Annotated in this window: 12 protein-coding genes; 5 read left to right on the top strand and 7 right to left on the bottom strand. The window is 65.6% G+C overall.

The window, feature by feature from the left end; translation table 11 throughout:
• Window positions 1-51 precede the first annotated feature (51 nt).
• The 3 genes from ftsL to mraZ form a co-directional block, all read right to left on the bottom strand.
• The gene (gene ftsL / locus ACVZTU_RS10890) at window positions 52-618 is read right to left on the bottom strand and encodes a cell division protein FtsL (RefSeq protein WP_139908254.1); all 567 of its coding nucleotides are present in this window, start codon (window positions 616-618) and stop codon (window positions 52-54) included.
• Window positions 615-1,577 carry a 16S rRNA (cytosine(1402)-N(4))-methyltransferase RsmH gene (rsmH, locus tag ACVZTU_RS10895; RefSeq protein WP_259358850.1) on the bottom strand — a complete coding sequence of 321 codons (963 nt, stop codon included), beginning with the start codon at window positions 1,575-1,577 and terminating at the stop codon, window positions 615-617. Before rsmH ends, ftsL begins: the two co-directional genes overlap by 4 nt.
• 165 nt (window positions 1,578-1,742) lie before the next feature.
• Window positions 1,743-2,174: a division/cell wall cluster transcriptional repressor MraZ gene (mraZ, locus tag ACVZTU_RS10900; RefSeq protein ID WP_039208349.1), complete on the bottom strand. Its 432-nt coding sequence runs from the start codon at window positions 2,172-2,174 to the stop codon at window positions 1,743-1,745.
• A 458-nt stretch (window positions 2,175-2,632) separates the two neighbouring features.
• Between mraZ and ACVZTU_RS10905 the strand changes: the two genes are divergently transcribed.
• From ACVZTU_RS10905 to ACVZTU_RS10915, 3 genes are read left to right on the top strand one after another with little or no spacing between them, the layout of a single operon-like run.
• On the top strand, window positions 2,633-3,622 hold the full coding sequence (locus ACVZTU_RS10905; protein ID WP_101546280.1) for an AAA family ATPase: 990 nt from the start codon (window positions 2,633-2,635) through the stop codon (window positions 3,620-3,622).
• A gap of 4 nt (window positions 3,623-3,626) precedes the next feature.
• Window positions 3,627-4,886 (top strand): DUF58 domain-containing protein, encoded by a 1,260-nt coding sequence (locus ACVZTU_RS10910; RefSeq protein WP_181271725.1) that lies wholly within the window; start codon window positions 3,627-3,629, stop codon window positions 4,884-4,886.
• Window positions 4,883-7,405, top strand: coding sequence for a transglutaminase TgpA family protein (locus ACVZTU_RS10915; RefSeq protein WP_482400381.1), 2,523 nt, complete (start codon window positions 4,883-4,885; stop codon window positions 7,403-7,405). Before ACVZTU_RS10910 ends, ACVZTU_RS10915 begins: the two co-directional genes overlap by 4 nt.
• 123 nt (window positions 7,406-7,528) lie before the next feature.
• Here ACVZTU_RS10915 and ACVZTU_RS10920 read toward each other — a convergent pair whose 3' ends face one another.
• From ACVZTU_RS10920 to dinB, 3 genes are all read right to left on the bottom strand, one after another.
• Window positions 7,529-8,221 (bottom strand): YdcF family protein, encoded by a 693-nt coding sequence (locus tag ACVZTU_RS10920; RefSeq protein WP_139469757.1) that lies wholly within the window; start codon window positions 8,219-8,221, stop codon window positions 7,529-7,531.
• A gap of 49 nt (window positions 8,222-8,270) precedes the next feature.
• On the bottom strand, window positions 8,271-8,678 hold the full coding sequence (locus ACVZTU_RS10925; RefSeq protein WP_139469756.1) for a DUF3040 domain-containing protein: 408 nt from the start codon (window positions 8,676-8,678) through the stop codon (window positions 8,271-8,273).
• A 131-nt stretch (window positions 8,679-8,809) separates the two neighbouring features.
• Window positions 8,810-10,045, bottom strand: coding sequence for a DNA polymerase IV (gene dinB, locus ACVZTU_RS10930; protein ID WP_139469755.1), 1,236 nt, complete (start codon window positions 10,043-10,045; stop codon window positions 8,810-8,812).
• 60 nt (window positions 10,046-10,105) lie between these two features.
• Here dinB and ACVZTU_RS10935 point away from each other — a divergent pair, with 60 nt between their 5' ends.
• Both ACVZTU_RS10935 and ACVZTU_RS10940 read left to right on the top strand, forming a co-directional pair.
• On the top strand, window positions 10,106-10,651 hold the full coding sequence (locus ACVZTU_RS10935; RefSeq protein ID WP_229664119.1) for a hypothetical protein: 546 nt from the start codon (window positions 10,106-10,108) through the stop codon (window positions 10,649-10,651).
• Window positions 10,648-11,928 (top strand): polyprenyl synthetase family protein, encoded by a 1,281-nt coding sequence (locus tag ACVZTU_RS10940; RefSeq protein WP_420097328.1) that lies wholly within the window; start codon window positions 10,648-10,650, stop codon window positions 11,926-11,928. Before ACVZTU_RS10935 ends, ACVZTU_RS10940 begins: the two co-directional genes overlap by 4 nt.
• A gap of 101 nt (window positions 11,929-12,029) precedes the next feature.
• Here ACVZTU_RS10940 and ACVZTU_RS10945 read toward each other — a convergent pair whose 3' ends face one another.
• Window positions 12,030-12,380, bottom strand: coding sequence for an Rv2175c family DNA-binding protein (locus tag ACVZTU_RS10945; protein ID WP_101546273.1), 351 nt, complete (start codon window positions 12,378-12,380; stop codon window positions 12,030-12,032).
• Between the last annotated feature and the right edge of the window lie 90 nt (window positions 12,381-12,470).

Consider the following 12,470-nt stretch of genomic DNA (forward strand, 5'->3'; position numbering starts at 1 on the left):
TGGTCGGCGAATGTGTCGGTCAGGCCGTTCCCTGGTCCCGGTGAGCTCGGACTACTTCGGCGCCTCCTGGCTCGGAGCCGCCACGTCCTGGCTCGGGCTGCCCCCGACGACCGGGAGCTTCTCATCCGATCGTAGATTGGGTCGGATGTCATCACGTGTATCGGCACGCGGGCCAGGCACGACTGTGGGCTCTTTCTCACCGCTGACGTCGATTCCGGGGGCATCGATCATCTTCCCGGTCTTCGCGTCGAGGAATTCCGGTGAGGAATCACGGACGAGACCGAGCTCTTCGGCGGCCAAGGCGATGTTCTGCGGGGACTCACGGTACGAGTTGTCTTCGACGAGGCGGTCCTTCTGCTCGGCCAGAGCTTCCTTCTCACTCGTCAGCTGGTCGACCTTGTAGGAGGTGTTGGCGACGAAGATGTTGAGCAGCAGCACGGCCACGAGGGTGGCGAGAAGGATCCCCACGCACAGCATGGAGAAGGGCAGACGGGACTTCGGCAGTTCGAACTTGAGCAGCCGCAGCCTCGCCCCACCCTGCTGACCACCGGCCTCTTCGAACCGGCGCGGACGTTCGGGGAAGTTATGCTGACCAGCTCTTGCCGAGGAATTGCTCACGATCGTGCCTCCCTGATCTTCTGCACTGCCCGCAGTCGGACGCTTGCCGCCCGCGGGTTGGTCTCTGCTTCTTGCTCATCAGCCATTTCGGCGCCCCGGATGATCTCGGTCAGCCAGGGCTGGTGCTCTTCGGGCACGACCGGCAGATCCGGCGGCGCCGAGGAGGTCGTGGCCGCTCGGAAGGTCTTCTTCACGATCGTGTCCTCCAATGACTGGTAGGACTCGATGACGGCCACTCCCCCGATGTGCAGCGCTTCCAGTGCCGCCGGCAGTGCGGTGCGCAGCACCCCGAGCTCGTCGTTGACCTCGATGCGCAGGGCCTGAAAGGTGCGTTTGGCGGGATGCGACTTCTTCTTCGTCTGCGGGATCACCCGCGAGAGCATGGCCGCGAGCTGGTCCGAGGTCTCCCACGGGGTGTCGACTCGGTCGGTGACGATGATCTTCGCGATCTTGCCGGCCAGCTTCTCCTCTCCGTATTCGCGGAGGATGCGGCGCAGCTCGGATTCCGAGTAGGTGGCCAGCACTTTCTCCGCCGTGAGCTCCTGGGTGCGGTCCATGCGCATGTCCAGGGGCGCCGGCCGGGAGTAGGAGAATCCGCGTTCGTCCTCGTCGAGCTGCAGTGAGGACACTCCCAGGTCGAGCAGGATCGCGCTGATCTCTGAGATGCCGAGGTCGGCGAGGACCTCGGGCAGCTCGTCGTCGACTGCGTGGACGATATCGATGCGGTCAGCGAAGGGGGCCAGGCGTTTCGCGGCGATGTCGATGGCCTGCAGATCACGGTCGATGCCGACGAGGTGGACATCGTCGAAGGCCGTGAGGACGGCTTCGGCGTGACCGCCCATTCCGAGCGTGCCGTCGACGACGACCGGGGTGTGGCCCGCGCCCCTGGCGGCTTCGACGCCGACGCCGATGAGTTCGACCACGCGCGTCAGGAGCACCGGTACGTGCTGAGCTGTCATTCGTGGGTCCTTCATACGGGGGTGGTCGGGGGTGCGCTGCTGGAGCCAGAACCTTGACCGCCGTGGCCCTGCCACCGGGGAAGTGTGTCAGGACGTCCGAGCTTCGGAAACGGGGAAGTTCCCCGAAACTCGAGCACGGCGGGCAAGGATCAAACCCGAGCAGAATCAGATCACTCCGGGGATCACCTCCTCCTCGCGTTCGGCGAAGGCCTGCTGAGCGCCGACGAGGTAGTCCTCCCAGGTCGGTGCATCCCAGATCTCGACTCGGTTGCCCATGCCGATCACTGCGACTTCCCGATCGAGTGATGCGTACTGCCGCAATATGTTCGGGACCGTGATGCGTCCCTGTTTGTCCGGTTGGTCCGCAAATGCCGCCGACAGGAACACACGCTGGTAATCGCGGGCTTCCTTATTCGTCTTCGGCGCGTTCTGGATTCGCGCGTGCTCGGCTTCGAACTCCGTGGTGGGGAACAGGGTGAGGCAGTTCTCCTGGCCACGGGTCAGAACGAGTCCGGGCGACAGCTCCTCGCGGAACTTTGCGGGCAGGATGAGGCGACCTTTGTCGTCGAGCTTCTGCATATGAGTGCCCAAGAACATGTCGTCTCACCCCTTTCGAAACCCATCGGCTCCGATAGCAACCACAGTACTCCACTTCCCTCCACATATTCCAGCTTTTCGCTTCAACAATGCTCCTGACTCAGTGTTTTCCCAGGTCAGATAGGTGGAGGAAAGTGGGGAAGATTTCTCAAAGGCGCGTCGCGGGAGTGTCGGATGCGGGAAGAACGGCGGGCCCGCGAAGGCGGTGGGCTGCCTCGGCGAGGACGATGAGAACGGCACAGATCCGCGAGAATCCGGGGATCACGGGCGAGACCCGCGCCGAGGTGGAGGCGAGTGGGGAGGAAAGTGGAGGGTCCGCGTGGAGGAAAGTGGGGAGAGTGGTGGGGAGTGGGGTGGGGCGCCTCGGGGAGGGCGTGGGAGTGGGGAGGAGAAGGGAGTGACGAAGCTGAAAGAAACTCGTGTGGCTGGGGTGCGGGCTTTAAGGGACAATGGAGGGTATGTCGACCAGCCAAGAAGGTACACAGACCAATTCCGTGATCGGCGCCGAACACATCGAGTGGGTGCAGAATCTGACCTCGCGGGCACGCACCGCGATGAACTCGGTGCTCGAGGGCAAGGATGAGGCCGTCGGCCTCTCACTCATCGCACTGCTCGCCGGCGGACATGTCCTCCTCGAAGACGTCCCCGGCGTCGGCAAGACCCTGTTGGCCCGTGCCATGGGCAAGGTCGTCGACGGTTCCGTGCGCCGCATCCAGTTCACCCCGGACCTGCTGCCCACCGACGTCGTGGGTGTGAACCTGTTCAACCAGGAGACTCGTCACTTCGAGTTCCGACAGGGACCGGTGTTCGCGAACATCGTCATCGCCGACGAGATCAACCGCGCGTCCCCGAAGACGCAGTCGGCGATGCTCGAGTGCATGGCCGAGGGTCAGGCGACGATCGACGGGCAGACCTATCCGATGCCCACGCCGTTCATCGTCGTCGCCACTCAGAATCCGATCGACATGGAGGGCACCTACGCTCTGCCCGAGGCGCAGCGCGACCGCTTCCTCACCCGTATCTCCCTGGGATATCCGGCGACGTCCGATGAGGTCGATCTGCTGGACAACCAGATCCAGAACGATCCCCTCGAGACCGCTGCCGCGGTGACGAACCTCGAGCAGATCACTCAGGCCCGCACCATCGTCCGCCATGTCTCCGCCAGCCGGCAGCTGCGCGAGTACATCGTGGCGATCCTCCATGCCACCCGCAACGATCAGGCGATCCTGCTCGGCAGCTCCCCGCGCGGCGGCGTCCATCTGCTGCGGGCGGCGAAGGCACGCGCGGCACTGTCGGGTCGCACCTTCGTCACCCCCGACGATGTGCAGGCTCTGGCCCCGTACATCCTCGCCCACCGCATCATCCCCCGCGACGGAGACGACGCAGATCTGGCTGCCGACCTCATCGGTCGGGTGTTGTCCCGCGTGCCCGTCTCGGCGAACCAGTGACCGCATGCGACTGAGCACTTCGGGCATCATCTTCGTCCTGGCCGGGGCGGCCCTGATCATCACGGCCTACCGCTTCGCGCTGCCTGGCCTGCTGCCGGCCGGTCTGCTGCTGCTCGGCCTGGTCCTGCTCTCGGCGCTGCTCATCCTGTGGGGCACCCGTCGGGTGTCGATCGCGATGAGCACGAACCTCCACGAAGTAGCGCTGTCTCCTTCGGGAGACCGCTACCCGCTGGCCGCCGAAGGCAAAGAGGTCGAAGTCCAGGCGCGCGTGACGAATGTCGGCCAGCTCGCGATTCCCGCCGCGACGATCGATTTCACCCCGGCCGAGGGATTCGGCGACTCCACCTCCGGTGATGTCCCGGCTCTGGCCCATGGGGCATCGCAGACGGTGCTGACGTCGTTCACCCCCAATCGCCGCGGTGTCTCCGGGATCGATGCGGTCCTCATCACCGTGTTCGGACCCTTCGGCCTGGTGAAGATGAAGAAGAAGGCCCACGGGGCCTTCCCCGTGGCCGTGTCCGTGCCGATCCTGCCTGCGCGCATCCCGCAGGATTCGTCGATCCGGCCCTCCCGCCTCGACGACGGCAAGGTCCGCACCGGACACACCACCCGGGACTTCCACACACGTGAGTACGTGCCCGGCGATGATCTGCGGCATGTGCATTGGCCCTCGACGGCGAAGTCCGGCGAGCTCATGGTCCGGCACGAAGCCGATGAGGAGACGCTCCATTCGCTCATCCTCATCGACCTCGTCGCCGATGAGGGCGCCGAGGAGCCGAGCGACCTCGAGATCGAGTTCCTGCTGGCCGCGGCGACCGCGGCCGGAACCGCGTTCCTCAAGGCCGATTACGAAGTCAATGTCGTCGCTCCCGGACACCAGATCAGATTCAAAGGAGCCCGCGAGATCGACAAGCTGCGTCTGCTCTCCGCCCTTGTGCGCCCGGGCAGGGTCGAACTGCCCTCGCACGACAACCCCAACCACATCGTCATCTGCTCCGTCGGCGACCAGCGCGGGCAGGAACTCGCCTCGCACTTCTCCCGCCGCGTGCCGGTGACTCTGCGCACGCTCAGCGAGATCGACGATCTGACGATGCTCGGTCTCAGCGAGGACCTGCCGGAGTCCTGGACGACGTTCGAGTCCAAGCGCTCTCGCAGCGGCACCGGTCGGACCTCGGCCGAACCCGGACCGGGAACTGCCGGTGCCGGCAGCGCGTCCGCGGCTCCGGGTGGTGCGAGCTCGACTCCGCAGGGGGTGCGCCGATGAGTCTGAATACTCCCGACACACGTCTGCGCGGAGCCGATTCCGAGTCTCCGGCGAACGGCTATTCGGCTCCCTCGTCGACGGGCGATGAGCGCCCGAGCACGGGCTGGCTCGAGGCGATCGTCGTCTTCGTCGCCATGGCCCTTACCGCTGTCGCCGTATCGGCGGTGTTCAAGGACTTCGCCTGGGTCTCGCCCGTCCTGGTCGCCGTCGCCGTCGTCGTCATCGTCGGCGCCGTGTTCCGCACCGTTCCGGCACTGCGCTCGACCGGCACCGCGGTCATCGCCCAGTGCGTGGCCGGTCTCATCGCGGTCTTCATCGTCTGCGCCGGGGATTCGCTGCTGCTCGGGTTCATCCCGACCGGTGAGTCCTTCGGAACGGTGATCGATCTGCTCTCCGAGGGGGTCAGCGACCTCTACGCGACCGCTCCCCCGGCGGCGAGCACACCGGGCTTCATCGCGATGCTCACGATCGCCTTCACCCTCATCACGATCCTCATCGACGGCCTCGTCTCGGATCTGCGAGCACCGAAGGTCGGCGGTGTGCTGCTGCTCGTGCTGTGGATGATCCCCGTCTACTTCGCCGCGCAGGAGGTGAAGTGGTGGCACATCGTCGCGATCCTCGCGGCGTTCCTGCTGCTCATGCTCAGCCCCTATCTGCCCGCGACCCGGTGGCGCGGAGGAATGACGGCGGTCCTCGCCGGAGCTCTGGCTCTGGCGATCGGCATCGGCCTGCCCCTTCTGCTGCCCCCGGTGCCCACCCTGCCCGACCGGGCCTCGAAGGGCCAGGGCGATCTGACGGTGACGAACCCATTCCTCAACCTGCGCCAGAACCTCGGTGACCGGGATGATAAGACGCTGTTCAGCTACCAGACGACGGACGAGGACGCGGACCCGATCCGGTTGACCTCGATCGATGACTTCGACGGTGAGAACTGGGCACCGAGCCCGTTCAGCCTCGATCCGTTCGCGATCGCCGCCGACGGAATGCCATGGCCCGCGGGGATGCCGCGGGACAAGAACTTCAAAGAGCAGACGATCAGCGTCGCCGTCGGCGACAGCTACGACCAGCAGTATCTGCCGTCTCCGTATGCTCCGCAGCAGCCGAAGGACCTGAGTCGTCGGTGGATCTTCGACGAGAAGACTTTGACGGTCGTCGGCAACGGTGAGAAGACCGGTGGACTGCAGTATTCGATGGACTATCTGTCCCCGAATCCCGACGTCGAGGATCTGCAGTCGGCAACTCCGGTGTCCGAGAGCGACTTCGAGACCGAACTCGCCGTCCCCGATTCCCTGCCGACCAGCGTGAAGGAGACCGCAGAGCGGGTCACCGCCGATGCGGATAACCAGTGGGAGGCCGCAGTCATGCTGCAGGCGTACTTCCGCGGCGGCGATTTCGAGTATTCGCTCGATGCCCCCGAACGGGCCAGCGGCGACGCGATCTCGGACTTCCTGGCGGATAAGCAGGGCTACTGCGTCCAGTTCTCCTCGGCCATGACGATCATGGCCCGGACGATGGGAATTCCGGCCCGCATCGGCGTCGGATACGCCGGCGGGGACGAAGCCGAGAACGGCGTCGACGTGAGCATGCAGGATTCGCATGCCTGGCCGGAGCTCTACTTCGAAGGTGCCGGCTGGGTGCGCTTCGAACCCACCCCCGGCGGTCCCGCCGGAGATCCGCCGAAGTGGACCCTCGCCGATGGCGCCGACCGGCAGGAGGAGGGCGACGAGTCGGAGTCTGCGAGCCCGAGCGAAGAGCCGAGCGAATCTGCTTCGCCGACCGGTGGCTCCGAGGAACCCACCGAGGAGGAGACGAGCACTCAGGCCGCAGAGCCGGCCGGTTCGAACTTCGGCACTGTCTTCGGCATCGCAGCCATCGTGCTCGTCCTGCTGCTGCTCGCCGCACTGCCCGCGATCTGGCGTTCGATCCTGCGCTCGCGCAGGACGAAGGATCCGCAGAACCTCGAGGCGGTGTGGACTGAGGTCCGTGCTCTGGCCACCGACTACGGGCAGAGCTTGGATTCGAGTCGGACGCTGCGCTTCAACGAGCTCGTGCTCGCCGGTGCCGTCCCAGCAACCGGTGCTGCCGGCGGTGGTGGCACCGAGGCTGCGGATACCTCGAGTACCACCGGTACGGATGCCGGCTCCACGGCACCAGAGATCGATCCGGACACCGGCGAACCGTTGCGCAAGTCCGCTGCCGAGGCGGCTGCCGGCTCCGGTGCCGCCGCTGAGAAGGCTGCCGGTTCCTCGACGTTCGATCGTTCGGATGAACGGCTGCGGCGTTTGAGCAGCCCGGCCCCGTCGCGTCCGTCAGAGTCGGGTCATGATGACTCTGCGCTCGGAGCGTTCGTCGATGCCCTCGAAGCTCAGCGTTACGGTGCGGCTCCCGAGGCGCTCGATGGCTCGGAGGTGCAAGCGCTCGTCGACGAGGTGAGGACGGACTTGTCGGAGCGGGCCACTCCGGGCAGTCGGATCTCTGCGAAGATCTGGCCGGCCAGCCTGTTCAATCGTCCGAAATGACGAGGAGCTGACGATCCAGGCCGATACCTGGCGGTCCTGGTCGATGTGCGAAGAGGCGGTCCTGCGGGGCCGCCTCTTCGCTGTCTCGCAGAGCCTGGGCCCTCCATGCGAGAGTCTGGGACCTCAGTGCCCTGCCGCGTGTTTCGCGTTCTCTCGATCGAGTGCACGCAGGGCGAGCAGGCCGCGCACGGCGGCGATGGGCTTCACCAGCGGATGTTCTCCGAACCGGTAGTCTCCCCCGCGGACCAGTCGTCGTGCAAGGTCCGGGCGCATCTGCCACAGGTGGTCACGGGCTTTCTCGGCATGATGGGAGTTCGAGACGATGCTGATCGTTGTGGCCGGGGTGAGTTCGCGGTCGATGATGGGGATCGCGTTGGCGATGTTCTCCCACGTCGTTGTGCTCTGCGCTTCCAACACAGTTCGGCCGGCGAAGCCGAGTTCGTCCCGGGCGAAGCGTTCGAGGATGAGGGCCTCCGGTGTTCGTCCTGTGACGGCCCCTCCGCAGAGGATGAGGAGAGTCGACCGGGCTGTCGGATCGATCGACCGCAGACCCGCGCGGACCCTAAACCGGTTGATTCCGTTCGGTCGCTGACCGCGGTTTGCATATCCGAGGACGATGATGATCTGGTCACTGTCGGCTGTGGTCAGGGCCCGAGTGTCCGGACACGACCACCGGTCGCTCCGTGATCGCCGGCCATCAGAGGTATCACAGTCTCCCAGCCGACGACGGCTCGATCGCCAGTGGGCCGCCTCGGCGAAGAGGAAGACGCCGGCAAAGACGCCAAGGACAGTACCGGCGAACACGCGGACCGGCATTGAAAAAGGCACTCTCATATCGAGAGTGCCTTGATCGCCCTGAGCAGGATCATTCGCCGCGCTGGCGCTTCTCCCACCGGTCTTCCATTCGGCTCATGAACCCGGAGTTGCCCTTGGCACCGGTCTTCGCTCCGGAGTTCCGAGAGTCCGTCTGAGTGGTGTGCACATGGCCGGGACGGCTGAACGCCCAGTACATTCCGGCTACCATGAGGCCGAAGCCGACGACGCCGAGGGCGATCCACCAGGCGGAGCTGGAGACGAGCGAGATCGCGAGGATCGTCGCGGCCAGCCCGGCGAGTGCGATGAGAATACCGAGGACGAAGCGCTTCGCCGAGAACCCGGGCCCCGTGGCAGCGGCCTGGGTTTCCGAGATATTCCGGGCAAAACGAGGGTCTTCACTGCGCAGCTGCTTCTCAAGTTGATCCAACAGCTGCTGTTCGTGATCGGAGAGTGGCATCTCGAACCCCCGTTTCGCTTCCCAAGTCTTTCCCCCAATCATAGTCTCTGAGGGCCGAAAAAACATCTCCGGGGGCCGTCAGGAGCCGGATTCCCACGGGGTCTTCAGACTGTGCTCCCGCTCACCCGCTCTCAGGCCTCGGGGCGTTTGCGCAGAAGCGAGGCCTGCGAGATCGCTTCGCTGCCGAATCGCCGCCTCACCTCGTCGAGGGCGACCTCGGCTTCACGTCCGGAATGTTCTGGTTCGTCCAAGGTGGCCTGCCGTCCGGTGACGGCGAAATCGCTGAGGCCGGCGGCTCGGACGCCGAGCAGCCTGACTCCCTGGGAGCGCTGCTCACGCAGTTTGCGCAGAGCCGGGCGCAGCGCCTCGTACATCTCCCGGGCCAGATCCGTCGGCGCCGACAGAGTCACAGACCTCGACAGAGTCGTAAAATCGCCGAGACGGTACTTCAGTCCGAGGCTTGTGGCGACCTTTCCTTCTGCGCGGACTCGGTAGGCGACCTTGTCAGCGAGGCGCAGCAGTTCGTGTTCGAGCACGTCGACGTCCCAGATGTCCTCGCCGAAGGTGTTCTCAGCACTGATCGAGTGTTCCTTGGCCTGGTGGTCGAAACCGGACGAGTCCTGACCGTGGGCAGCCCGCCACAGCTGATGGCCGTGCGCACCGAAGACTCGTGCGGCCCAATCCTCGTCGACTGCGGCGAGGTCGCCGATGAGGCGGATTCCATAGCGGAAGAAGCCCTCCTGCGTCTTCTCCCCCACCCCGGGCAGGGCTTCGATGGGCATCGGGTCGAGGAACTGCTGGGTCGCGGCTGCGGGCACGAGCAGCTGGCCGTTCGGCTTCGCCCTCGTCGAGGCGAGTTTGGCCACGACGCGGCTGACGGCGATGCCCACCGAGGCGCTCAGACCGGTGCGCTCCTGGATCTGGGCTCGCAGCTGGGTGGTGATCTCCACCGGAGAGCCGAGCCGGCGCACGGCTCCGGAGACATCGATATAGGCTTCGTCGACGCTGACCTGCCGTACGTCGGGGGTCACCTCGGCGACGAGATCGAAGACTTGGCGGGAGTACGAGGAGTACAGGCCGTGGGAAGGCGGGATCACCTCGGCGACGGGGCACAGGTTCATGGCCCGCGACATCGGCATCGCCGCATGGACTCCGAACTCGCGGGCTTCATAGCTGGCCGAGACGACGACTCCGCGTCCGCTGCGTCCGCCGACGATGACGGGGCGGCCGACGAGATGCGGGCGACTGAGCAGCTCGACGGAGACGAAGAACGAGTCCATGTCGAGGTGGAGCATGGTGGCACCGGAGTCGTCCGTGCCCAGACGGCTCAGATCACCTCCGGATCGTGCCAGCTGCTTCCGACTCATCGCCTGCCCCTCGCGCTTGTTCCTTTCGGCTCCGCCGAACAGTCCAGGTACTCTTGAAGCATGGTATCGCGCACCGCTGTCATGACACTGCCCATCGTTGCCGCGCTCGCTCTCGCGGGCTGCTCGGGAAACGGTGGAGACAAGGCCGAATCGACCCCTTCGGCTTCTCAGGAGGCCCCTGCCTCCGCATCCCCGGCCGAATCCGAGACCGCCTCGGCCGAAGCATCGACCGAGGCCACAGGCTCGGACCCCGATACATCGAACGATGTGAAGGATCTGCCCGAGTACATCAAGCCGTACCCGGATTCCGAGGTTCTCTCCGCGTCGAGCGTCAAGGCTCACAACGACAAGGACAAGAAGCTGCCGGAACAGGTCAGCCTCGTCGTCAAAGCGAAGGCCGATGCCAAGGACATCTTCGAGTTCTACGAGAAGGAGCTCGGCAAGGCGGACTTCGAACGCCTCGGCGAAGAGGTGAAGACGAAGAGCGCCCGCGTGGTCAACTTCAAGCACAAGGACAATGACAGCGTCCTCGTCGTCACGGTCGCCGAGGATTCGGAGGACAAAGCGAATTCGATCGTGACCGTCGGCGGAAACATCGGTTCATGACCTCGCACAGATCGGGGATGACCGGCGACGCCCCTGAGCCCGGCCCGTCCACAGCACCCGGCTCGGCCGACGCTCCTCCCGCCCTCGTCGAATTCCTCGACTCTCCCGAGTCCATCGCCGCCGAGGTGTCCGCCCAACTGGAGGCCTTCCTCGCTGAGAAGGCTGCCGAGTTCGAGGCGATCTCACCCGATGCGACAGCGATCGGCGACGCGCTCATCGAGTTCACCCGCGGCGGCAAGAGGATCCGCCCCGTCCTGCTGTGGTGGGGCTTCCAGCTCGCCGGCGGTGACGTCCGCGCCGGCGAGGCAGGCGGGACCACAGCCGACCGGACAGCCGGCTCCGCAGCCGACGTCACCGCGGGTCTGGCGCAGGCGGCCGGTTCGCTCGAGCTGCTCCACGCCGCCGCGCTCATCCATGATGATGTCATCGACAATTCGGACACCCGTCGTGGCCGGCCGGCCCTGCACCGACAGTTCGAGGCCCGCCATCAGCGCTCCGGCTTCCATGGCGACGGCGCGTCCTTCGGCGTCTCCGCTTCCATCGTCATCGGCGATATCTGCCTGGCGCTGAGCGAGGAGCTCTTCGAACGATCGCAGGAGGCCCTGGGCAACAGCCGCACGGCCCTCGAGCTGCGCGGAACAGTGCGCCGAGATGTCATGGTCGGCCAGTACCTCGACGTACTCGCCGAGGTCATTCCGCTCAGCGACGACCGGATCGCCGAACGCGCATGGGAGGTCCTGAGCTATAAGTCCGCGAAGTATTCGGTCGAGCAGCCGCTCCTCCTCGGCGCGGCCCTGGCCGGAGCGGATGGTGGGCAGCTGCAGGAGATCTCCGCTTTCGGCCTCCCCCTCGGACAGGCGTTCCAGCTGCGCGACGATGTGCTCGGCATCGCCGGTGACCCCGAGTCGACCGGCAAACCCGCCGGCGACGATATCCGGGAGGGCAAACGCACCGTGCTCATCGCCGAGACCGCGGCCCGGATCTCGGCGGACCAGCTCGAAGTCCTCGCCGCGCGGTTGGGCGATCCGGATCTCAGCGACGCCGAGGTGGCCGAATGCGTTGACATGATCACGGACTCGGGCGGTCTCGCCGCCGTCGAATCCTTCATCGCGGACAAGCATGCCCACGCAGCGACGATCGTCGATACGTGGGCAGAAGCCGATGCCGGTGCAGGTTCAGCGGCAGGGCCGACCGCCTCGGCACAGGTGCGCATCGGATCGGCCGCACAGGAGCGACTCAAGGGTTTTGCGAAAGCGCTGAGCTACCGCTCCAGCTGAGGCCGGCGAACAGGTCTGCTCGCTTCGAGGGTGCCGCGTTGACCACGTCAATCGCTGCTCACCTCAAGGGTGCTGCGCTGCTCTCCTCGAGCCCGCGCAGATCAGAACGCGAGGGCTTGAGCGCGGCGGCGCACTTCCTTCTTGTTACCCGAGCGAAGCAGGTCGATGGGCCGGCCGGGCAGGGACTCGTCATGGGTGAAGAGCCACACGATGGCTTCTTCGTAGTCGAATCCGGCGTCGTAGAGGGTGTGCAGGGTGCCTTTGAGCGGTTTGACGACCTCGCCGTCGACGAAGAAGGCCAACGGAACCCGCAGAACCTTCGGATTGCCGATCTTGATTCCGCAGATGGCGCCGTCTTCGAGCAGCCTCCGCACTTGGGAGATGCCGAGCCCGGTGAGCTCTGCGATGTCGGGCAGCGGGGCCCAGTCCTGGACGAGTTCTTCGGTATTCACGCCCTCAAGCGTAGCAATATTCGGCAGAAACACCCCGCCATGCGGTGCCGAATGCTCGGGTCGAGCCCGCCTACTCGTTAGGCTGGAGAC

The sequence above is a fragment of the Brevibacterium sp. OS20 genome (assembly GCF_056837565.1).